General features: G+C 42.8%; 21 protein-coding genes and 1 pseudogene. 3 read left to right on the top strand and 19 right to left on the bottom strand.

The genetic code is table 11. The features are described 5' to 3' along the window. Positions 1-4: 4 nt before the first annotated feature. The 8 genes from O3620_RS09030 to O3620_RS08995 all read right to left on the bottom strand — a co-directional run bounded on the left by O3620_RS09030 (position 5) and on the right by O3620_RS08995 (position 6,179). Positions 5-577 (bottom strand): DUF2812 domain-containing protein, encoded by a 573-nt coding sequence (locus tag O3620_RS09030; RefSeq protein WP_371601662.1) that lies wholly within the window; start codon positions 575-577, stop codon positions 5-7. After that, positions 577-900, bottom strand: coding sequence for a PadR family transcriptional regulator (locus tag O3620_RS09025; RefSeq protein ID WP_002914007.1), 324 nt, complete (start codon positions 898-900; stop codon positions 577-579). The genes O3620_RS09030 and O3620_RS09025 overlap by 1 nt, the downstream gene beginning before the upstream one ends. A 219-nt stretch (positions 901-1,119) precedes the next feature. Then, positions 1,120-1,908 carry a D-alanyl-D-alanine carboxypeptidase family protein gene (locus O3620_RS09020; protein ID WP_002902349.1) on the bottom strand — a complete coding sequence of 263 codons (789 nt, stop codon included), beginning with the start codon at positions 1,906-1,908 and terminating at the stop codon, positions 1,120-1,122. Then, positions 1,895-2,593 carry a histidine phosphatase family protein gene (locus O3620_RS09015; protein WP_002914008.1) on the bottom strand — a complete coding sequence of 233 codons (699 nt, stop codon included), beginning with the start codon at positions 2,591-2,593 and terminating at the stop codon, positions 1,895-1,897. The genes O3620_RS09020 and O3620_RS09015 overlap by 14 nt, the downstream gene beginning before the upstream one ends. Positions 2,594-2,692: 99 nt before the next feature. Further along, positions 2,693-3,394, bottom strand: coding sequence for a histidine phosphatase family protein (locus O3620_RS09010; RefSeq protein ID WP_371601661.1), 702 nt, complete (start codon positions 3,392-3,394; stop codon positions 2,693-2,695). A gap of 141 nt (positions 3,395-3,535) precedes the next feature. Continuing rightward, positions 3,536-4,432 carry a hypothetical protein gene (locus O3620_RS09005; RefSeq protein ID WP_371601660.1) on the bottom strand — a complete coding sequence of 299 codons (897 nt, stop codon included), beginning with the start codon at positions 4,430-4,432 and terminating at the stop codon, positions 3,536-3,538. A gap of 132 nt (positions 4,433-4,564) precedes the next feature. After that, entirely contained in the window at positions 4,565-5,902 is a 1,338-nt protein-coding gene (locus O3620_RS09000) for a PFL family protein (protein WP_002925995.1), read from the bottom strand. Positions 5,903-5,912: 10 nt separating this feature from the next. After that, positions 5,913-6,179: an ACT domain-containing protein gene (locus O3620_RS08995; protein WP_002893729.1), complete on the bottom strand. Its 267-nt coding sequence runs from the start codon at positions 6,177-6,179 to the stop codon at positions 5,913-5,915. Between the two features lie 254 nt (positions 6,180-6,433). Here O3620_RS08995 and O3620_RS08990 point away from each other — a divergent pair, with 254 nt between their 5' ends. Then, on the top strand, positions 6,434-9,532 hold the full coding sequence (locus O3620_RS08990; protein WP_371601659.1) for an LPXTG-anchored zinc carboxypeptidase: 3,099 nt from the start codon (positions 6,434-6,436) through the stop codon (positions 9,530-9,532). A gap of 58 nt (positions 9,533-9,590) precedes the next feature. On the opposite strand, the gene O3620_RS08985 is transcribed toward O3620_RS08990, so the two are convergent. Continuing rightward, on the bottom strand, positions 9,591-10,625 hold the full coding sequence (locus O3620_RS08985) for a dihydrodipicolinate reductase (protein ID WP_032915527.1): 1,035 nt from the start codon (positions 10,623-10,625) through the stop codon (positions 9,591-9,593). 86 nt (positions 10,626-10,711) lie between these two features. Here O3620_RS08985 and O3620_RS08980 point away from each other — a divergent pair, with 86 nt between their 5' ends. Further along, the gene (locus tag O3620_RS08980; protein ID WP_111675316.1) at positions 10,712-11,548 is read left to right on the top strand and encodes a helix-turn-helix domain-containing protein; all 837 of its coding nucleotides are present in this window, start codon (positions 10,712-10,714) and stop codon (positions 11,546-11,548) included. Between the two features lie 147 nt (positions 11,549-11,695). Here O3620_RS08980 and O3620_RS08975 read toward each other — a convergent pair whose 3' ends face one another. From O3620_RS08975 to O3620_RS08965, 3 genes are all read right to left on the bottom strand, one after another. Beyond that, entirely contained in the window at positions 11,696-15,922 is a 4,227-nt protein-coding gene (locus O3620_RS08975; protein ID WP_371601658.1) for a GH32 C-terminal domain-containing protein, read from the bottom strand. 281 nt (positions 15,923-16,203) lie between these two features. After that, positions 16,204-17,142 (bottom strand): RimK family alpha-L-glutamate ligase, encoded by a 939-nt coding sequence (locus tag O3620_RS08970; protein WP_032912379.1) that lies wholly within the window; start codon positions 17,140-17,142, stop codon positions 16,204-16,206. A 14-nt stretch (positions 17,143-17,156) separates the two neighbouring features. Further along, a complete protein-coding gene (locus O3620_RS08965) occupies positions 17,157-18,407 on the bottom strand; it encodes a dicarboxylate/amino acid:cation symporter (protein ID WP_004192332.1) in 1,251 nt (416 codons plus the stop codon). A 419-nt stretch (positions 18,408-18,826) separates the two neighbouring features. On the opposite strand from O3620_RS08965, the gene O3620_RS08960 reads away from it, so the two are divergent. Then, positions 18,827-19,294 (top strand): DUF1643 domain-containing protein, encoded by a 468-nt coding sequence (locus tag O3620_RS08960; protein ID WP_004192334.1) that lies wholly within the window; start codon positions 18,827-18,829, stop codon positions 19,292-19,294. 43 nt (positions 19,295-19,337) lie between these two features. Here the strand turns inward: O3620_RS08960 and O3620_RS08955 are convergent. From O3620_RS08955 to cadX, 7 genes and pseudogenes are all read right to left on the bottom strand, one after another. Further along, a pseudogene (locus O3620_RS08955) lies at positions 19,338-19,526 on the bottom strand (IS3 family transposase); the annotation flags it as partial. 25 nt (positions 19,527-19,551) lie between these two features. Next, a complete protein-coding gene (locus O3620_RS08950; RefSeq protein WP_004192340.1) occupies positions 19,552-20,064 on the bottom strand; it encodes a GNAT family N-acetyltransferase in 513 nt (170 codons plus the stop codon). Between the two features lie 622 nt (positions 20,065-20,686). Next, positions 20,687-21,736 carry a DUF389 domain-containing protein gene (locus O3620_RS08945; protein ID WP_000126416.1) on the bottom strand — a complete coding sequence of 350 codons (1,050 nt, stop codon included), beginning with the start codon at positions 21,734-21,736 and terminating at the stop codon, positions 20,687-20,689. Beyond that, positions 21,733-22,056, bottom strand: coding sequence for a potassium channel family protein (locus tag O3620_RS08940; protein ID WP_000825751.1), 324 nt, complete (start codon positions 22,054-22,056; stop codon positions 21,733-21,735). The genes O3620_RS08945 and O3620_RS08940 overlap by 4 nt, the downstream gene beginning before the upstream one ends. After that, entirely contained in the window at positions 22,053-22,412 is a 360-nt protein-coding gene (locus O3620_RS08935) for a hypothetical protein (RefSeq protein WP_000397555.1), read from the bottom strand. The genes O3620_RS08940 and O3620_RS08935 overlap by 4 nt, the downstream gene beginning before the upstream one ends. Beyond that, positions 22,337-22,588, bottom strand: coding sequence for a TMEM175 family protein (locus O3620_RS08930; protein ID WP_232191477.1), 252 nt, complete (start codon positions 22,586-22,588; stop codon positions 22,337-22,339). The genes O3620_RS08935 and O3620_RS08930 overlap by 76 nt, the downstream gene beginning before the upstream one ends. 449 nt (positions 22,589-23,037) lie before the next feature. Then, the gene (gene cadX, locus O3620_RS08925; protein ID WP_371601657.1) at positions 23,038-23,376 is read right to left on the bottom strand and encodes a Cd(II)/Zn(II)-sensing metalloregulatory transcriptional regulator CadX; all 339 of its coding nucleotides are present in this window, start codon (positions 23,374-23,376) and stop codon (positions 23,038-23,040) included. Positions 23,377-23,387 lie beyond the last annotated feature (11 nt).

Here is a 23,387-nt window from a genome sequence, read left to right as displayed (position 1 = left end):
GCAATCAATCTTTCAGTTCCTGCCTCATTTTCCAAAAACGCAAGGCAATATGGACCAGTTGACAGAACAGAATGAGCAATATGACACAGTCTATTGCTAAGATTGATTTGAATAATAGACTTGCTTTCAAACTTTTCTGGGAAATATCTAGAATGAGATAGGTAGTGACACACAAAACCATGATGGCCGGCAAAAATCGCCATACAAGTAAACGCTTGACCATTTCTAGCTTAGACCATGCGTCATTATAGATTTCAAGATCGCTGTCTGCATCAATCTGAGAAACCGGCTTGCGGAAATAAGAAAATTGATTAAAGTTTGCAATATGCTCCCAGCCACAATCCTCAAACAGTTGATAATAGGATTCTTGCTCCGCCTTCTTTATGGGGCGAAAATCTAATTGATAGGCCACGTCCTGAGGCGGACAGGATTCAAATGTATAACGAACCGCAACAAGAAAGGGAGAATAACTTACTTTTTTCAATTTCCAGCCTTGGCTGTGCATTTGTTTAAAATAAGCTGCTTCTCTGTCATAGTCTGCAATGGTAAAGATTTTATAGACAATTTTCTTTTCCATCAAACTTCCTCCTTACTATTGCGGTAAAGGCGCTCAATCCGCTGGATTTCCAACTCTAAAATCTGCTTCCCAAGCTCCGTGATAGAATAGAGCTTTCTCTTTTCTTCCTCACGAACAAAGGCAATCAGACCATCTTTTCCCATCTTTGCCAAGGTTCCGTACATGGTTCCAGGGCTGATAGATAGCTGTCCTTCTGTCAGATCCTTGACTTTTTGAGTAATACTGTAGCCATGCCTTTCTTTCTGAAGACAGAAGAGGATATAAAAACCTGTCTCTGTCATTGGCACATAGACTCTCCTAAGCTTTTCTGTCAGTCCACTCATCTTTTTATCTCACTTTCACCTCGATATATCGAACCTTGATATAAAAATTATATCGCAGTTCGATATAGTTGTCAAGGATTTATAAATATTTTTTTACAAAAAGTAATTCATTTTTATCTATCAATACTTGCAGCTGATTTGATCAGAAGCTAAAAGGATTAGAGACCTGCATCCTGATAAATCAGCATAAAAAAAGCCAGGAACACCTGACTTACTTATTTATTTTCCTGCTTCCTTGAGCAGGGCGATGTATTCTTCCAGAACCAGATTGTGCTTCTGCATATACTGGGCATTCTCCACACCGACATAGCGGTAATGCCAATTCTCAAAGTCAACTCCGGTAATATCACTCTTGCCATCCGGATAGCGAAGGACAAAACCATACTGGGGAGCTAGCTCCGCAATCTTGGCAGCCAATTCATCCTCCTGACCTTCTGGTGCGCTCATATCAATAGCCAAGCCCGTTTGATGCTCGCTGGCTCCTGGAAGCTGCACCTGCTTCAGCACGATGCTGACTGCTTCTTCATTTGACAAGCCTTTGGCGACTTCCCCAGCAACTTTTTCGTTATAGAGCTCCTCCTGCTCCGCTCGGCTGCGATAGCCAGAGATTAGAGTTTCTTCAGGAGCTATCGCCTGGGCTGCTGCTAGGAATTGCCGAGTATTTTCAGCAATGCGGCTGTCCACCTGCACCTCTCCAATCTGAGTCAGTTCAGGTGTCTTTTCTTCTTGCTGGTTGTCTCGATTGACCAATATCAAATTCCAATCAGTAGAAGAAACCTTGGGCAAATCAGACTGCGAGCTCTCTGAGCCAGAAGAGCCTTTCGTAGCAGAACTGCTAGATGAACCCGAAAACTGAATCTTTGCAAGCAGATCTTGTAACAAGGACGGACGGAAATAAATCACCGTCCCTCCAGCTACTAGACACAAGACGATTAACAATAAAAACGTTAACCCAATCTTCTTAGACTTCGATTTTCTCTTTTCTTTGCGATGTTTAGCGCGCTTCAACTTCTTCCTCCATTACTTTGGCACCGGCCTCTCGATAAGACATGTCTCCGACGCAAGCTACTGTGAATTTACCGTCTTCATAGTCTACAACCGTCACACTGCCATTGTCCAAACCATGAGGCCGAGTTCGATTGATTAGATAGACAAAGGTTCCGATGGTCATGCCGTGGCTGACTACAAGAGCATTGCCACCACCAGTAGCTTCCAACTCCTCAGCTATGGCTGAAAAGCCTTCCCAAATTCGGCCGCTAAGCTTTTCCCAATTTTCTGCCCAGCCTGCTGTATCGACTTCTACAAGGCCTTCTGCCAACTCAGCATAGCTAAGCTGATGAACATGCTCAATATTGAAAACCCGGGGCATCACACCCATAAAGAGCTCTCCATCATAACCACCATCAAAACTGCCAAAGCACCATTCGCGAATCCGTTTGTCAAAGGTATAAGGAATCTGATCTGTCAGGCCCAGTTCCTCTAGAATAATGCCCATGGTCTGAATAGTCCGGCCGCTGTCGCTGGAGCGGGCCAATTTGAAATCAAGTCCAGCTTCTCTCAAGCCAATGCCCAACTCATGAATGCCACGTTCCCCAACTTCAGTCAAAGGGGTATCAGACCAGCCTTGAGCTCGACCGATAGTATTAAACATGGTTTTGCCATGACGAACCAAGTATAATCTTGTTTTTGCCATTTCATTTCCTCCGTTGTTCTTTTCACATTATACCATTTTATGAAGAAATTGGCGCCATCTGGCTTTCAAAGCAAAAAGCAGGAGTCTCAAAACTCCCGCTCATTCTTGATTTTCTCGGTCCAATATAGCTGCGCCGATCTGACGGTAAGACACATCGCCCAGAGCTTGAATGCTGAAGCGACCATTTTCATACTCCAACACTGTGACACTGCCATTGTCGACATTAGGATTTTTCGTGATATTCTCATCAACCAGATAAGCCAAAGTACCAATGGTCATGCTGTGGCTGACGACCAGAGCATTGCCACCGCCAGAGGACTCCACCTCTCTAGCAATGGCTTCAAATCCTTCTAAAATCCGACCGCTAAGCTTGTCCCAAGGCTCAGCCCAGCCAGCCGAATCCACTTCTACCAGGCCATTCGCCAAATCGGGCCAACTGAGTTCTTTGTAATTATCCGTCTTAAGAACTCGTGGGATAACACCATGAAAGAGCTCACCCCCATAAGCACCATCAAAACTGCCGAAACACCACTCCCGGATGCGCTTGTCATAGCGATAGGGAATCTGGCCAGTCAGGCCCAGCTCCTCTAGGATAATCCCCATAGTCTGAATAGTCCGGCCGCTATCACTGGAAAAAGCCCTGACAAAAGGCAAACCCGACTCTCGCAATCCGATACCCAGCTCACGAATACCGCACTCACCTTTGGCAGTCAGCGGGGTATCAGACCAGCCCTGAGCTCGGCCGATAGTATTGAACATGGTCTTGCCATGACGGATAACATAGAGTCTTGTTTTTGACATACTTCACCTCTTTTATTTTTCCTTTGTTTATTATGGTATATTTTGAAAAATGCCTTTGGCCTCTTTTAGATTGAGAAGAGGGAGAACTCGGTTTCCCACTATGATAGACAGTGGCTCACTATGGAGTCAGCATCTAATCAACTATAGAGACTTAATATGAACTTTTACGGCACTGACACACCCAAGAATAATGTACAGATAATGGAGCCAATAATTAAGACCAAACTGTCCGGATAAAGCGGCTTCATTGATAGCAATAATGGCTTGCAAAATATTGCCTTCCCCTTGGTAAAAAGAATTGGCATAACCGATTTGAACAGCTAAAAAGCTCATCGCTAAAGTAAAAAAGAAACTCACTACAATTCCCAAAACAGAAATACCTTTGACAATTTTTTCATAGCAAGCAATGCTAAATAGCAGTGTAAAACCTGATATGAAGCCCATGGCCAAGGATGCACCTGTCAAAAAGAAGACAAGACATGCACCAAGTAAGCTCGTCAAGAATGCTCCGAGAACACCCAGAAAATAATGTATTTTCTGCGGATTTTGATGAGGAAGGGAGCGCTTTGTCGCCTTATCCAGCGAGATGGAAACCATCCGCTCATAGCTAGATGGCGTGAGAAAGAGCCAATCTCCTTTGAACTGATACAGGGCCACATCTCCGGTTTCACCGGTTTTCTCACAGGCGCTAACCAGCCCTTGCTCCTCAAAGTAGCGGGTGCAGTCCTCGATAGCCTCCTCCAAAATATCCGGCAGCAAATCCCGATCCTGATCAGCCAAAATCTGACAGGCTAGGCTGTAGCCAGCTCTCTCAAAATCAATCAAAACCTCGGAATCGTTAATCAGAGCTTCCAAGGTATCTCGACCGATATAACCTTGCTCACATCTGACCGAGAAAAAAATCGCAAATTCGTCGCCATCTGTTATGGTCTCTAGATAAAAAGCATAATCCCTTCTACGGCCATATATAATGCCGCTCTCCTTATCAAAATCCAAACCTAAATCAAGGGCCAGCTCAACTAGCTCTCTTTTATTCATAACCTAAACAATCTCCTTATAATCCCCTACATTTCAAGCATCCAGCTAGATTCAATCCCGCAAACTCCTACTCGGAAACTGAATAACTGTCCTTTACGCTGCTTTCTTAAAAACTGTTTCAAATCTAGCTTTTTAGTTTTTAAAGCTGTGAATAGGAGCTGGAATCTGACCGCCCCGCGCGATAAAGGCAGCAGACGAAGCTTGATTGACCTTCATGACCGGAGCTGTTCCCAAGAGCCCGCCAAATTCAATCATATCGCCTTCCTTGCCTTTCGGAATAATCCGCACAGCTGTTGTCTTCTGATTGATAACTCCAATCGCCGCTTCATCCGCAATCATGGCTGCGATGGTTTCAGCCGGTGTCGCTTCTGGAATGGCAATCATATCCAAACCTACCGAGCAGATAGCTGTCATAGCTTCTAGCTTTTCTAGATTGAGCGAGCCGTTTTGCACAGCCGCAATCATGCCCTCGTCTTCTGACACAGGGATGAAAGCACCAGACAAACCACCAACTTGATTACAGGCCATGACACCGCCTTTTTTGACTTGGTCATTGAGCAGGGCAAGTGCAGCTGTCGTGCCATGAGTGCCGACTGTTTCCAAGCCCATTTCTTCCAAGACACGAGCCACTGAATCCCCAACCGCTGGTGTTGGAGCCAGACTCAAGTCAACAATCCCGAACTTGACGCCCAGACGCTCGCTGGCCATCTGACCGACCAACTGACCGATACGAGTGATTTTGAAGGCCGTTTTCTTGACCGTTTCAGCGACCACGTCAAAGCTCTCACCACGGACCTTTTCCAAGGCCCGCTTGACAACACCTGGCCCAGAAACACCAACGTTGATGACCACATCTGCTTCACCGACACCATGGAAGGCGCCTGCCATGAAAGGATTATCCTCTACCGCATTGGCAAAGACGACCAGCTTGGCCGCCCCCATGTCAGAAAGCTGGGCCGTTTCCTTGATAATCCGCCCCATATCCGCAACTGCCGTCATATTGATGCCAGTCTTAGTTGAGCCGATATTGACAGAGGAGCAGACCTTATCCGTCTCAGCCAAAGCACGTGGAATAGAATTAATGAGGATTTCATCCCCTTTTTGATAGCCCTTTTGAACCAAGGCAGAGAAACCACCGATAAAGTCAACACCGATTTCCTTGGCTGCCTTGTCTAAAGCCTTGGCCAACGGCACATAGTCACTACTGTCTGTCGCTGCCCCAATCAGAGAAATCGGAGTCACGGAGACCCGCTTATTGACGATAGGAATCCCAAGCTCTGCTGCAATTTCGTCCCCAACTGTCACCAGGTCTTTCGCTTTGGTCGTGATTTTTTGGTAAATTTTCTCCGCCGCCCGATTAATATCTGTGTCGATGCAGTCCAAGAGTGAAATGCCCATGGTGATGGTCCGAATATCAAAATTCTGCTCCTCAATCATGGCAATGGTTTCTGTTACTTGTCTAATATCCATCCTTCACTCCTTAGATATTGTACATGGCATCAAAAATGGCTGCGCTTTGAATGTTGATTTTAACGTTGAGCTCTTGACCGAAAGCTTCAAACTCATTGCGAAGGGCCGTAAAATCTTGCTTTTCATCACTGGACACCAAGGCCATCATGGTAAAATATTCCTCCAAAACGGTTTGGGAAATATCGTCAATATTCAGCCCCAACTCCGCAATTTTAGTGGAAACTCCGGCTACAATCCCTGTTTTATCTTTTCCGACAACGGTAATAATTGCTTTCATGCTTGGCTCCAATCATTTTTAGTTTGTCTCATTGTAGCATAAATTCAAGGATTTTGTATACTATTTCAGAAAATAAAGGCAGAAGGTTCGGATATTACAAATAGCACTTGAAACAAGGAAGATCCCCCTATGCGCAGCAATTCACCTGAGAAACTATTTTGAACATCTTTGTATGTTTTTCTATTTTTGTTTGAAAGCGCTTTCGATATTTGTTATACTAAATATAGAATATTTTACACAAAGGAGATTTCCTAATGAACGATTCATACAAGAAGCGTCTCTATACTCAGGTCTTGAGTTTATCAGCCGCTGTATTGATGGCTGTCTTAGCTCAGGGCAAGGCCGCAGCTGACCAGCAGAACAGCACTGAGTCACAGCCAGCCGCCAATCAGATAGAGGCTGTAACTCCTGCGACAGAAGCTGCTCCAAATCAGACAGGAGAAAAAGAGCAGGCTCCTGCTCCTGCAGCGGACAATCCAGCTGTCTCTGCAGCAGCTCAAACAAGAGCAGCTGCTTCTGAAGAAGCCAAGACACAGCTAGCTGACAGCACTGTCTATATGTCCGAGCCTGCAGAGCTCAAGGAAACCGTCCAAGGACAGGCTTCTCAGGCGGGCAAACTGACCTGGACTCTGGACAATAAACCGATTGCTGACTGGAAAACCTGGAACATGGACAGCGGCACCTTTACCGGCCAACCCTTTGTCACAATTGAGGAAAAGGCTGACGGAAATGACCTTCATCTGAATCTGCAGTTTAAGGAACTTTTCGGAGACGATCTCAGCCTGCGCTCTCCCAACAATATCCGCCGGACCTATCGAAACTTCATTGGCAGCCATGAACTGGTTGGTAGGAGTCAGGACCTAGGACTGACCATTCGTAAAAATATCATCTTGCGCCCTTACGAAGACTTCCACAGCCATGAGGAGATGCTGGCATCTATCGAAAAGAGCAGACAGGATGCCAAGACCGATCGCTTGGTACAGATTGAGGATATCGGAAAGAGCGCTCAGGGTCGTGATATCAAGCTGGGTATCATCAGTTCTGACCAAAAGAGCATCAACGACTACCTCAGCACAACGAATCCACAGGCCTTGACCAAACCAGCAGAAATGCTAGCAGCTCTCAAAAATGGCAATCTAGACTATAAACTGCCTGTGCTCATTAACAACACTCACGCTGATGAACAGCCTGGGATTGATATTATCACAGGTCTCTTTAAGACCTTTGCCACCAAAGACCAAGTCAGCTTCAAAACAACCGCTGCCGATGGTTCTGAAAAACTTGTCACTCTCAAAATCCAAGATTTACTGAAGAAGTTTATCTTCCTCTTTGACTTTACAGAGAACCCTGACGGCGATGTCCTCAACACCCGGGCACTGGCCAATGGCCTTGACCCTAACCGTGATACTGGCTACCAAGCCAATCCTGAAACCCGTACCGTTGCTGGATTGATTAACAAATGGAACCCGATTGCCCTCTATGATATCCACGGCTTTGTCAAGGAATTCCTGATTGAGCCGGCAACCCCGCCTCACGATCCTAACTTTGAATATGACCTTTTAGCTGACCTCATGCTGGACAATGCCCATCATATGGGACGGGCCGGCGTTGCCAACTCTGGCTACGAAAAATACATCATTCCAAAACTGGACTGGGGAGACGGATGGGACGATTCCTTCTCCGGCTACACAGCGGTTTATTCTATGTATCATGGCATCCTGGGACATACCATCGAAATTCCCGAGGGTAATCAAGAGTCCTACAAGGCTGGATATTATGCAGTTTTAGGAGGTCTTGACTATCTAGCTCAGAACCCCGACAAGCTCATGGAGATGCGTCTCAACTTCTACCTGCGCGGCATCAATAAAGTCGAAGATCCTAAGGCAGAAAATGAACTCGTCGGACCAGATGGTCAGGTCGTAGGCCGGATTAAAAAAGGCCAGGAAAAATTCTTCCCAGACTACTATGTCATCCCAATGGGAGTGGACAAGGACAATGATACCCAAGAAGCCTTTAATATGATTGACTATTTCAAGCGCAACGGTGTCCTTGTCAAAGAACTCAAGGAAAACAGCGGCAACTATAAAAAAGGTGATTTGGTTGTCGATATGGCACAGGCCAAGCGTGGCTATGCCAATCATGTCCTCTACAAAGGCTCAAATGAATCCAAGTGGGCTGCCATGTATGCGGAATTGGTCGTCAATTTTCCTGATATGAAAGGCTTCAAAGCCCAACCAGTCTTTGGCGACAAGCTCTTTGAAGGCAAGCTAGGCGACGTGACAGCCCTCCGTGCTGCACGTACCAGTCAGGTTGATCAGAAAGCGCCTTATTATGTCATTGCCAATACGTCTGAAAGTGCCGTTAAGGCCGTCAATCAAGCTCTTGCAGAAGGAAAAAAGGTTTATCTGACAGATGACGGCTATATTGTTGATACTCCGACTTTTACCAGCCTTCTGGATCGCTATGCCATTTACGGTGATGCCCTCTATAAGATTCCACAGGGACCAACTCTGAAGCCTCTCAAGGTCTACGCACCACCGCATCAATTCTCATGGGCAGGCGTGGACGCTCCAGCACATACTGCCTTAGCTCTGAAGAATATGGGCTTTGAAATCGTCGATCGTCCAGAAGATGCGGATGTCATCGTTCTTGAAAGCAACAACTATGACAAGTCTCTTGTCGGACTTAAGCCAACCATCGTCGTCGGAGGCTCTGCTATGCAGCGCTTGGAAAAACTAGGAATCTTAGATGGATTTAACGCTGAGCGCTTCAAGAACGGCAGTGACTATGAAGGACTGATGAAAGCCATTATACAAGACCAAGACCCGCTGACCAGCGGCTACAAGAAGGATGGACTCTTTTACTCCAACTCTGGTAACTGGATTGCTAAGATTCCTGCCAACTTTAGGACTCTTGCCAGCATTGCTGGCAGTGACTTCTACATCGCTGGCTGGTGGCCTGGCAATGAACAACTGGCAAACAAAGTCGTAGCCATTGCCGGTACTTATAAAGAGCAGCCTCTCTTTGTCTATGCTGGTAATCCGACCAACCGGCTTCACCCTGTTCACTTCTACCGCTGGATCTCCAATGCTATCTTTGGCAGCCAGTTGGCCGAGCTGACAGATCTTCCAAGTCCTGCGGCACCTGACCCAACCTATCAAGTACCAAGTCAGACTGTCCTTGACTGGAAGCCTGCTACAGTGAATCCACCGGCTCAAACAGTAGTCCTGACCTACAAGAGTCAGACCCTTCCGCAGACCGGCAGTCAAGAAAAACCTACTAGCTTTGCTCTAGCTGGACTCCTAATCGCAGGGGCAGCTGGACTCTTACTTTTAAAGAAAAAGGAAGACTAATACTTAAAAACACACCTCCCAATTGATGCAGGAGGTGTATTTTTAGTTATAAGCTCTGCTATTTTTCCACATAGGTATGAAGCGGATAGGTCGGATAGGCCAACTCACGCGCCAACTCTGAAGTCACATAACCTGCAGGTGCGTCTAACACAGAAGGGATTCGATTGACGATAGTGGCACAGGTCAAGGCTACAGTATCAGGCTTGCTGACTGAGAAGACTAGATTTGGCTCGCCAGTAATTTCCCAATCACACATATCTCCGTCATTTTCACGATAGACCTTGCCAATACACTCTACTTCCAACTCAATTCCCTGATGGGTATGAATGGTTGTCACAGCTGACATACCCGTTACTTGCCCCGCCGGAACTGTGCGACCCAGCGTTTCAGAATAAACATCTTCATCCAAAATATAAGGAACGCTCTTTTGTGAAATATCCTGAATGGTCCAGTTCATCTTAGAGCAAATAGCCTCAGCAGCATTCCACATATAGGACGGCAGACTCTCAGCACTGGCAATTTCCTTTTCAAATCTCTCTGAATCGTAACCAGCACCATGCGCTTCTGCCAAAGCCAGACCATAATCTTCCACATTATAGCTGACAATCCCTTTCACCTTTTGAATGCGATTAAGGCCAGACATAGCCAAGCAAGGCATATTAATCCAGTAAATATCCTGCATGCCTGAGCCCATTACAGTGACACCATATTCTTTGGCCAGCTTGTCCAAGCGGTTTGTTTCAGATGGCGATGTCGTCCAAGGGTAGATGGCTTCCTCACAGGTTGTGATGATATTAACTCCATGTTTGATGGCTGTTTCAAAAAAATCATACATTTCCGGCATATAGGAAGCAATGGTGACAATAGCAATGTCTGCGTCACACTCTTCAAAGACACGTTCAGCATTATCAGAAATCAGGACACCAGTCTTATAGCCTAGCTCTGCAAAATCACCAACATCCTGTCCTACTACAGCAGGATTGTTATCAATAGCTCCGACAATTTCTACACCGTGATCCAGCAGATACTTGAAAATCACTTTAGACATCTTGCCGCAGCCATACTGAACAGCACGAATTTTTGTATTTCTCATGGCAAACCCTCCACTAATTGTTATTATTTTCACAATTGTAGTATAATATCTCTAGTAACTAGAGAGTCAATAGAGGGTTTTAAAAAATGAAAAAAATTTTGCGTATCGGAGAGTTTTCCCAAATAAATCAGATTTCCATCCAAACTCTAAGATTCTATGACCAAATCGGTCTTTTAAAACCCTATAAAGTCGATCCAGAAACCAACTATCGCTACTACCACATCAATCAATCTTCTCTGGTTGACTCCATTCAGTACCTGCGTCAACTGAATTTTTCTCTAGAAGGCATCAAAGAAATCCTATCTGACAAAGACCATTTTCAACTGCACCAGCTTATCGAGGAACGCTATCAGCGCCTTCTAGAGGAAAAAGAGAATTTAGAAAAACAAATCCAAGAAATCGAAATCTTTCGGTCTGGTGCCCGTATCTATGGCGAAAAACAGAGCGAGCAAGAACTGGAAATCCTAACTTTTCCTGAACGGCAGCTGCTTACTTTTGAAATCGATCAAAATATTTATCAAATGAAAAGTGAGGAATACGAACTTGCTCTCCGCTACTTCAAGCAAGAAATCCTGCGTTACAGTCCTTTTTTCACTCATTTCAGCCGTGTTGGCTCCATTATGAAACAAGAAGATTTCCAAAAAGAAAGATGGATTTCCAAACAACTATGTCTCTTCCATCATACTCCCAATGAACTCCCTCACTTAAATCGAATGTTGCTGCCGGCAGGAAATTATGCTGTTGCTTACTGCTCTTCCTTTGCAAATGAACTTAAAGCTCTGCCGCATTTTCACCAAGCTCTGACCCAAGCTGGATATACTCCTGTGGGCGATTATATCTGCGAGGTCATTCATGAACAACCACAAATCCAGGAACAGCACCGCGATATGTTCATCCGGATGCAAGTTCAGATAGAGAATTAAAAAGCAAGCAGATGGATGTATCGGAATTCTTGACAGATACCGGAGCATGCTCAGCCAAAAACTAATCAATTCGCAAGCCATAATTATATCAAAAAAGGATGGGAAAACCCCATCCTTTTTATGTGCAAATAACCATTGCTTAGCACCTTAGTCTTCTTGCTTCTTTCTTCCAGCTAGAAGCCCCATTCCCAGAAAAGCTAAACCAGCCAGAGGCAGAAACTTATCTTCTTGAGTGCCAGTCTTAGGCAGAGCTGAATCTGAATTTGGCTGCAATCTTGGCGACGGAATAACTTTCCCTTCCTCACCTTGCTTCAGAGCTTGAGGCTGGGTCCTTGTCAAAGGCTGTTTAGCACTTTCAGCCACCACCTTGCTGCCAACTTCTACTAGTTCGTCAACTGCTAGAGAGAGCACTTCCTGACCGAGAACGCTTCTCTGACCGTTCAAGACTTCTACAAAGACTCGCTTTTGACCTTTTTGGCCGGCTACAAGTATCCGCCGCTCACCTCTTTCCAGTTCTGGATTTTCCTGTTCTCGAGTCTGATATGCAATTTCTTCCATTACGATTTCTAAGAAAGGCTTTTCTTCCACTAGGTCCTTTATCCCTTCTTCTGGAGTGACCTGATGACTTGGTTTCACAGCCAGAGCAGCAAGAGCTGCCTTCAGATCCTGTTCTGCTCTATCTAAATCTGCCTGCTCCGCTTTTTCATTTGCCAAAAGAGATTGAGCTCGAGCCAAGGCTGACTGGTAAGTCTGAACTGTCTCATCTGTGTAGAGGCTTGGATCTAGACTAGCCGTACTATCTACCACTTTCTGCAGAGAAGACTTATTAATTGCTGGGGCATGAAGATTGGTCACAAAGAAATTGCGCGCTTCCAAATCTCCATCCCAGAGTCCCAGACCGACGTAGGCATCATTATAATAAGGCTCAACCGTATCAAATTGGTGGTTCAGGTATTCTACACCGTCCACAGATACACTGACACCATTTTTAGTTTTCACTAGCTTAACATGATGGAACTGGCCGTCATTAAGATGCTTGCCATTCATGCTACTTTCTGCAATCGTCTCTCCCATAAAGCGGTAAAGTCGAATCTTATCATTATCGCCAAATTGAATAGAATAAGCATTGCGAGGGTCAACATTTTCAGACGCATAGAAAATATTAATCAAGCCTTTTTGATACTTGAGATCCACATCCAAGTTATACTCAGAGAAAGGAATCTTCTGACCTCCCATATAATAATCATTGGCGCTGGTATTCTGATTATAGAGACTTTCACCGTCGACATACCACTTACCGGAAACAGCTTTTAAGTCTGGAACATTGGTCTTAAAGTCATTACGACTGATATTGATGGTGAAGACCTTGGAAAGACTTGGATTTTCCTTAGAGGTTGCCGTTACCTTGACCACACCCCTTTGCAGAGCAGTCACTCGCAGCTTATTGCCATCTTCCGTGACAGAGACCAGGTCTGGCTGATCCACACTCCAGCTTACCGCTTGAGAGACACTTGCTGGCATGACATATGCTTTCAAATCCAAAGTATCGCCGACATAAATATTATTTGTCACAGGAGAAGCCTGCACTAGTTCCAGTGGTTTGGTCACTGCCTGCTTGTCTTCCCAGATGCCCTTCAGCGGATAAAGAGCAATGTCAGCCTTAGCAGCACCACCTTCTACAAAAACACTAGCCGCAAGGCTATTTGGCGCAGGGAAAATCTGATTGGCACCCGCTACAGTATATCCTTTGGCAAAGACTTCTAGGCTGGAGCGATCTACGTAGAGATGCAGATCTATGCTGCCATCCGCATTGCGCTTGACAGACTGACTATCCACCTGAGCAAATTTATTACTGAGAAGAATGCCGGACCGGCTGCGGTCAATAGAGAGAGTTTCCTTTTCTAAATCATAGGTAACTCTAGTCACTTCTCCATCTCCAACTCGCAGGTTAAAACCGATTTTCTTGGTCGTTTCACTCGGCCGGAAAGTAGAGACAATTTCATACTGATCACCGGAAAAATCTTTCAACAGCCCATTCTTCTCGCTAACTTCCACGTCTTTATACAACACAGCCTTGTCTTCCTGACGCAAAGACTGATAGGCTGCTATTGGCGTCTGAGTCAGCCGATAGCTGCCGTCTTGCTTGATAAGGCCTAGTTTGAGGTTAAGATTGAAGGTGCCGTTGAACTTCTGACCGACGGTATCGGCTACCAGATTGCAGTAGTCTTCCCATGTATTCATCCAGTTAGACTCGATAATGTCAGGTAGGGTTGGATTAGCCTTGCTGCCAAAGTCCTGAACGTAGTAAGTCATGGCCGCATAAGAGTCTTTACCAAAGTTCATAATCTGATCAGCCTGAGCAAACTCAGCATCTGGGACGAAGGTCCACTTGCCCTCCACCTGTCTAAAATCACCGACCTTATAGGAGCGCCCGCCACGAGACAGGACCCACTTAAGACTACCATCGTCTGCCAGTAGAGGATAGAGATCTGGGCACTCCGTGTGGAGATCCACATAAGTTGACTCCACCTTCCAATTACGCAGATTATCAGAGGAATAAATTCTCAGCGGTCCGCCTGCAACGACCATAAACCATTTACCCTCCCAACGGAAGACCTTGGGGTCACGAAAATCCTGAGATTGCAGTGGATCATCCGTCCAGTCAGCTGCAATTTGATCAAGCTTCGTCCAAGTCCGGCCCTCATCTTTACTGTAGGCTAACTTAATGCGCTGACCGTTTCCATCGGCAGTAATCAGCGCGACTAAACCGCCCTGGTCATTGTCAAACAAACCAGAGGAATTGGTGGTATCTGCTACGATAGAGCCTGAGAACATAGCCCCATTAGCATCCGGATAAAAGGCAATCGGCTGTTCTTCCCAATGAATCAAATCCTTGCTGGTCGCATGACCCCAGTGCATAGGCCCCCACTTGGTATCGTCGTAAAACTGATAGAAGAAATGATAGACTCCCTTGTAATAAACAAGCCCGTTGGGATCATTGGCCCATCCGTCCTTGACCGAATAATGATACTGACCGCGATAAAGCTCATTGTAGTATACCTCATCTGCCTGCCGACGATGGACATTGAGCCGGTAAGTCAGGCTGACCTCCTGCCCATCCGCATCGGTCACAGTGCTGGTTACAGTCAGATAGTTTGCCCCCACTGCCAGCGGAATATTCTTCAAATCACTATAAACCCTACCTGCAGCATCGGTCACGCTTACCTTGGCAGCGGGATTTTTTGCTACGACGGTCAAGTCTACAGTCTCAGCATCATGTTTGACATACTGGATGGTAATAGGAGCACTAAACTGACCTTTCTGCTCCACTTTCCCAACCGAAGAAGTCACCCTTATATCCTCCAACTCGGGATTAGACTGAGGAGTGATTTCTTTATAAAAGGTATTTTGAAAAAGCAGCTCGCTATTCCAGTTAAGTAAGCCAAAATAGCCTTCTGACAAGTAAGTATTCTGCCCCTTATCATCTCTCTGAAGCGTGTAATCTCCTGAGCTGGCCACTAGGATATCATTGACATAGTAGGATACCCAAGAGCCAATTGAAACGACCTTGAGTCGATATTTATTATCATCCGTTGGCTCGATATTTTTTTCATTGATAAACTGATAGTCACGACCGCCTTGCCAACGCCAAAACTTTACATTGTTGCTACCACCATCAATATTAACTGCATAGCTGCTCTTGTCATCCGGATTATTATTACTGCGGAAAATGAGGGCTGCCGCCCCTTCCTTACTGAGGAAAGTTACATCCGTTGAGTAAACAAAATCCTTGCCCTGACTTTGAGAGTAAAAGAAACTATCACCTTTGCCTCTGGCATCACTATAAAGACCTTGTTCCCGGACTTCCCAAACTCCATTTTTGTCTCCCTTGGCTTCTGCCAAATTAGTATTGAAGCCTGACTGCTTATCTACAGTCTCTACGGCAGGGATTTTTTCCGAAGCAACTTCCTTCGCCGCTGGCTGTTCGTCTTCTTCCTGTTTGGTCTCTTTAGCATTTGCTGTGACTTGATCTTCCTTATCAGCCTTTTGGTTGGCTGACTCTACTACTGCATCCTGACCACCCGCTTCCGTCGCTACAGTTGCAGCAGTCTCCCCAGCTACAAGGTTTTCTGTCTTATCAGCATTCATTGTAGGAGCAGCTGTTTGTCCGCTCTCAGGCTCTGAGACAGCTGATGAATCAGCCTGCAAGACCTGCGCAGGAGCTGGATTAGCCTTAGCCTCATCCGCATAAACCACTCCACCCCCATCTAACAAGAATGCTCCAAAAGTCAGCAGGGCACACCCAAAAACCCAACGCTTGCCGCTTTTTCTCATAAACCAATTTTTACACACTTTTTCCTGATGATTTTTCATGACACACCTCAATATTCTAAAAATAAAATCAGACTTCTCACAACCAAATTGCTTCTACATAACACACTCCTTTCAACTTTTCTTGTTCAAAATGAACACCTGGTTTAACACCTAACTCCCTTATAAAAAAGAAGCAATCTCAATAATTTAAATATAACAAATTTTTGTAAGCGCTTCATCTAACGTTTGTCATAAAAACAAAATGACAGATGTCATATTTTAGAAATAATGAAGAAAAAACAAAAAGCCTCCAAAACGGAAAGCTTTTGTTTGTTTTAAATTTATTCTGGATAGGATGCTGCCAGCTCGTTCTTTAGATATTCTGCCAAGTGCTGATGAGCAAAAATTCCTGCTTTTTCTTCTGCTGTCGGATTATAGTTGGTATTGGTATTCACATCATAGACATAAATCTGACCCGACTCCGACTCTACCCACTCAATAGCTGCTACATCAATACCAGCCTGAGCTAGAAAGGTTTCATAAGCCTGTCTTTGACTAGCATGCAGCGGCTCCGTGATTTGAAACTTATCCGATGTTTCCAACTGAGCAGGCTTTTGCCCAATCTGACACCCATCTGCCGGACAAAGCTGAAAGCCATCTGATGAATCAATGGACACAGTATAAAGAAACTTCTGGTTGATAAACTCCGAACGACGAATCCGACCATCCGCAGGCTTGATATAGGCCTGAAGCAGGGTAATCCCATCCACAGAAGGCTCAAAAGCAGGACTCTCTACATAGGATTCCAACTCTTCCTCACTATTGAAGAGCTGCACTCCCAAACCTTTCCCCGCCCGATTATGCTTGGTAATCAGGGGATAAATATTAAGCTTTCTAGCTGCCTCAAGAATATTCTCCTGTCCCAAAATGGCTACTGTCTCTGGATAAGCAATTCCAGCCTCAGAAAGCTTCAAATATTGTTTAATTTTGCTGATTTCCAGATTAATAGCCCCGCTGCCGTTGATGACCTTGCGACCGTGAGCTTCCAGCCAAGTTAGAACTTGCTCTGTAAATTCCGGTGCATAGCGGTGTCCACGCGTATGAGAAGAGGCTGACATCCGATTGTAGAAAATTCCTGTTGGGGGCGGACTCTGCAAATCTAGAATCCCACTTGACAAATCCCACAGTTCATAAGGCACATCTTTTTCCTCCAGCCACTTGACCAAGTGCTGCGTCCACTCCAAATTTTCATGAATAACGTATACTTTTGCTTGACTCATAAGTCTTCTCTCCTTTAGGAATACCGAACAGCCAGCTTGCTGCTTTTTGATTCTTCTACTACATTGCCTTCCGTCTTTTCAATAACACTGACGGCCAAGACCTGACCTAGAACATTGAGGGCAGTGCGACCAGCATTGACAAAGAAATCAACCGCAAAAATCAGGGCAACGCCTTCTACCGGCAAGCCTAGCTGAGGCGCAGCTGCCAGCAAGACAACAATCGCTCCTGAAGGCACAGTCGCAGCCGTTTTACCAATCAAAGTCAAAAGCAAAACAGTGAAGAAGAGTCCTGACACAGAAAAAGCAATCCCATAAGCATGCGCAATAAAAATAGTTGCTACAGAGAAATACACAGCAGCCCCCTCAAGATTAAAAGTGTAACCCAAAGGCACAACCAAATCTATGACATGCTCATCATAGCCCTGCTTCTTTAAATCTTTCAACAGCGGCGGCAGGACAACACTGGAACTGCCAGATACAAAAGCCAAAGTCAGAAGGCTCCAAATCCGTTGCAAGCTTGTCAGATAAGGAACTCTAAAAGCAAAAGCAATCAAAGGAAAAATCACTAAAGCTAGCACCGCATAAGCCAGATAAGTCCCTGCTACAAATTGCCCCAAACCGACCAACTTGTCAACTCCTGTCGTAGCCACATCCTTAGCAATAAAACCCAAAATACCAATCGGAGACAGTTTCACAATCACACCGACAATTTTATAAATAGCCTCAATCCAAATCTGCAGCAGCTCAACAGCTTTCTGAGTCTTTTCTTCCTTGAGACTTCCAAACCCAAATCCTAAAAATATAGCAAAAACAATAATAGGAAGCAGAGCTCCTTCCGAAAGCGACTTGATAATATTAGAGGGAATGAAGCTAAGCAAAAACTCATCCAACTGAATACTTTTGGCAATCCCGTCAATGCTGGCTCCCGCCTGACCGATATTGACTCCCTGACCAAAGCCTAGATAATAAGCTGCAAAGACAAAAATAAAGGTAATCGCCGTCGTGAACCCAAAGAAATAGAGCAGACTCTTTGACAAGAGCTTCCCAAAAGATTTCTTACCAATCACACCAGCCACAGCTACGACCACAACCGGAAAGACCAGTGGAATAATCACCATATTAATCAAACTGATAAAAGCTTGACCCAAAAACTGGTAAAAAGCCGAAAACTGCGGCCAGATAAGAGCAACAAGAACACCCAAAATCAAAGCAATCAAGAGTTGCAAGCCCAGAGAAACCTTTGACCATAAAGAAACTAACTTCATTCCAAACTCCTTTAGTCTATTTTGTTAGCTATTTTACTATGATTGCCCCTATCTGGCTAATATATAATTTCTATGAAAGTAATAGAAGAATTTTATAGGTGAGCTAAATAACGTAAAAAAGCACTCACGAGTAACGCCCTTGAATGCTTAGAAGTTTGATGTATCACTAAGTATTAATAGCTTGAGAATCACGATGATTTACGAGGTTTCTTGAGGTCGGGTTTGACAAGGCTTTGTTTTAACAAATTTTAAAATGGCTTTATATCAATCTTTAACAGGCGCTAATTGCTTTTTATCAAAAGATTACAATAAGTTTGTTTGAAACAGGGTATTTTCTTTGAATATTTACTTAACAACTATAAGTTACTAATAGTATTCTTTGAATTATAGTGTATAATAGAAAGAAAAGGAGATTAAATATGAAAAAAGATGCTATTTTATCAGAAGATAGAAAATTTCGGTACATTTTATCACGAGTATGGGATGAAGCAAAACCAACTGTCCTATTTATTGGATTAAATCCATCAACTGCTGATGAAAACGAAGACGATCCAACAATAAGGAAATGTATCAATTTCGCAAAGAGCTGGGGTTATGGCGGTATTCTTATGGCAAATCTTTTCGCATATAGAGCAACCAATCCTCGGGTATTATATTCAGAGCAAGATCCCATCGGAAGTGATAATGATTTTTATATCAAAGAATATGCAGATAAATCAGAGATGATTATCGCTTGTTGGGGAAATCATGGTAGTTTCAATAACCGTTCACACGAAGTTTATGGGCTAGTAGATTCATTGCATTGTTTAGATACCAATAAAAGTGGCGAGCCAAAGCATCCTTTATACATTCGGAATGATGCAAAACCTAAACCATACAAAAGATAAACTTTCCGAAAAAGACATATTCTCCAGAAAGTTAGACAACTAATTATTGCAAGGATTTAGTTCTGTATTGAACAGGACTAAGTCCTTTTAGTTTGACTTTAATTCGTTTGTTGTTGTAGTAATTGATGTAGTCTACAATAGCTTGTTCAAGTTCTTCTAAAGACCTAAAATTCTTCTCATATCCATAAAACATCTCAGACTTAAGAATGCCAAAGAAGGACTCCATTGAGCCTACCAGTAAACTGGGAATGATGATGTTATCGATTCGTTATCTCAAATACTGCTGTATGCACCCACTCATTATTAATTTGTAAATCATTTTCTATGATCCTAATAAAAGTGAAACCATTTTTCAAAAGCACTCTCTTAGAGGCCAGATTATCCATTGCCGTTCCCGCAATGATTCTATTTAAACCATAATTATTAAACGCCTTGTCTAGAACGAGTCTAACCGCTTCGCTTGCATAGCCTAAATTAGTAACATTTTCTCCAATCCTATATCCAAGTTCTGCTGTTTTTCTATCACTCCCTAAAACACTTAAATTGATCCTTCCGACCATAACGCCTTGCACATCTCTAATAATATGCATGTAGGCGTCATGATTATCTTGTTCCATTAACAATTCCCTTGTAATTTCCTTAAAACCTTCTGGATCAAAATAGTTACCTGGTCTAGGAGGTAAATTTCGCTCAAAATACTCTTGATTTTCTTTTTCAAAAGTATATACATCTATACTATTTTCTTCAGACATCAGCTCTAAACTTATCATTGTAAAACATCTCCCATCATTATCTACATTCAAATTTTCTTATCTTTACGCAAAGTGACGTTTACAGAATTTAAAGAAATCCTTTTGTTTTGTCATATCGTTTCTACATTATAACACAAAATAATATTAACAAAAGAATATTCAAGGTTAAGGTAAAATTAAGGTGAATTTTGAGGTGAACTTTTTCAAAAAACACGAAAAAGCACCCATGAGGTAAACTCTTGAGTGCTTTGAAATATTGATATAATCGTATTGATTAACGTTTTGAGAATTGTGACGCTTTACGAGCTTTCTTAAGACCTGGTTTGGAAAGTATGAATTTCAGTTGGACTAAAAACAGCGTAATATCAAGACTTTTCTCCGCTTTTATAAAAGCTTTTTTCCAATCAAATTCAACTAATTTTATCCGAATGGTGTGGATTTTACCCCCAAAATTACAGAGAATGGAGCTGATAAACACTAAACGTTCACACCATTAGTTAAATGATTTTTTGTTCATCATTTTTCTTAGATGATAGAACTTCTAATTTATTTCTTATTCAAGCAAAAACAACCTGCTATAAGTAAGAAAGAGGAAGATACAAGAAAAACACGGCGTAAAAACCGATTCAGTTCATTGTCCTCAATCCTTGTCTGCTTCATTTTCTTTTACGAGATCGTTTTGTGAATCTTTTTCAGAGAGTTTTTGATCAATATACTTGTCAATGTTTTCATAAAATTCCTTGGTCGCTTCACTATCTAATGTTGGCGAGTTCTGAACTTGATTCACTTTCAATTGAACAGATTGAATACCGTAAGAGGCTTGTTTTTGGTGGAGTGTTTCTAATTCTTCTTCTGAAATCGGATCTCCAACAACCGTCAAGACCAATTCATTGTTACTTGACTTGTAGACTTGATTAATAACCGTATAATTGGCGAACTCTTTTCCTACAAACTGTTTGATCCCTTCTTTGCGCGCTTGTTCTATTGTCAGAGTAACTGCCGAATAGCTAGCTGGAAGAATCAACAATACAATCAAAGATATCAAGCCAATTCTCATTTTAATGCTCAGCTCTTTAAATGAAGTTAAAGGAGATTTTCTCATCAAAATTCTTGTTCCAACAATGTTGGCTAGCATGATAAAGACACAGTTGATCAAGAAAAGATAGAGAGCCCCCAATAAAAATCGTACATTCCCATTAGCTAAACCATAGCCAGCAGTACAGATAGGCGGCATCAGAGCTGTAGCAATGGCTACTCCTGGCACGATATTGTTTGCTTCTTTTTTCCTTGAACCGATCACACCAGCAATCCCACCAGCAATAGCAATGAGGACATCCCAAATGGTTGGAGAGGTTCGTGCAATCAACTCGCTACTTGCATAAGACAAGGGAGAAATCCAGAAATACAGAGTCGAGACAAGCAAACTGACCAACACTTGAGTCAATAAAACCTCTAGAGATTGCTTGATTAAACGCGTATCAAAAATAGCTAAACCGAATCCCAGTCCAACAATCGGTGTCATGAGAGGTGAAATCAACATGGCTCCTATAATGACAGCTGTTGAATTCATATTTAGTCCGATAGAGGCAATAAAAATTGCACACATCAAAATCGCTGTATCTCTCAATCGAACATGAAGGTCATCGTATAATTTCTCACGGTATTCCCGTGTTGAATAATTGGCAGTCATTTGTCCTCTCCTCTTTCCTTATTTAAATTGGTATAATAATTAAAAATAACAGCTGATAAACAGCCAAAAAATATGAGCCCATAAATCGTCAAGAAGACACTGGTAATCCTTCCAATCAAGGTCACAGCTAGGAGATCCCCGTAGCCGACAGTCGTCGAAGTCACAAAAGCATACCAAAGACCGTCTCCGTAATTTGTGATAGCAGGTTCAACTAGGAAAAGCACGCCTCCTGACCCAAAAACAAAGGTCACAAAACTCAGAGCAAACCGAGTAAAACCCGTAACCTGCATAATATGCCATAACATTTTTAAACGTTTCATTTGTTCTCCTTATTCATACTAGCTCCTGACCGAGCCGTTTTTTTCCAATAATCAAAGTGAAGATAGGACATGATCTCCATCAGAGAAAGATAGACAAACTGATAGATCTGATTTAAGCTGATTATCAACTGATATTGTTTGAAAAATGACTGGAAGAAAGACCAGATATGACTGTCTTGAATCAGTCCCTTCTTAATATCAGACAGGATATTAGCTAAAGCTCCCAAGGACTGAAACGGTAAATCCTTGACATTTATATAGATCCGGTCCACCACATCATTCAGACTGGTATCTTGGATGGCATGAAATTCTCCAAAGAGAACTCCTGCCGCTCCAAGAGTAGAAACAAATTCCACCAAATAATTTCTGAGGAAATTTTCTCAACCTTTTCCCATAATGTGTTTAGTGCCATCCATAACGATCCCAACCAGAAAAAGGAAAGAAAACAAGCAAAGAAATTTTGCCGTAAATCCCAAAAAGCTTCAAGACTTGGTGTTGTTGGTTTTTCTAACTCTAAAACCAAGATGGTCATAATAATTGCTAGAACAGCATCTGTCAATACAATTAATCTGTCTTTCTTCATCGGATTACATTGCCTTTCATTTTGTAGTATTCTATCTCATCGTATAATATTTATTAATCTTAAATATTGGATAGTCACTTCATATTTTGAGTACAAACAAGATACACTAAAAAGCATGTATCTGTCATATTTTATTTAACTTTAGAAATATTCATCCATCTAATCAATAAATATATCATATTTCACAATAAATGACTACTATCAAAGATACATTTTCTTTCAGATTTCTCCCTTTTCAACTTGGCTAACTTGACCTGCATTACCTAGGTCGCTTTGCTTTAAATTATACTTTTTTCTTAAACATTTGCTACGAGTAGTCTTTTTTGTGAGTAATTTTCATCAAAAAATTTCATAGATAAGTCCTATATATAATCATGATAAAGTAGTAAAAATAGTTGTTATCCTAGTTGATTAAAAAAGTCTTTGATTTCCTCATCTTTTATAAAATAATATATAATTTTCCCCTCTCTTCTAGTGTCCAAGATGTTTTGATTGGCTAGTTTACGAAGATGGTGGGAGGCAGATGCCATACTGAGATTTAGTAAACAGGCTATATCACAGACACAGAGTTCTTCAACAGCAAGGAGATAAAAGATGATATTTATCTGTTTATTATCGGTAAATTTTGATAAAATGCGAAGTGATTTTTGGACTTTTTCCTTTCCAAGGTAGTTCGTTGCGGTTGTAACATTTTGTTGATTAATAACATCCACTTGACAGATACTATCTTTTTTCATAATTTTTTCTC

The sequence above is a fragment of the Streptococcus sp. 27098_8_134 genome (assembly GCF_041431675.1).
Taxonomy (GTDB): Bacteria; Bacillota; Bacilli; order Lactobacillales; family Streptococcaceae; genus Streptococcus; species Streptococcus sanguinis_R.
The sequence above is the reverse complement of the archived record's forward strand: the minus strand, read 5'-3'. Positions and strand labels throughout refer to the sequence as shown.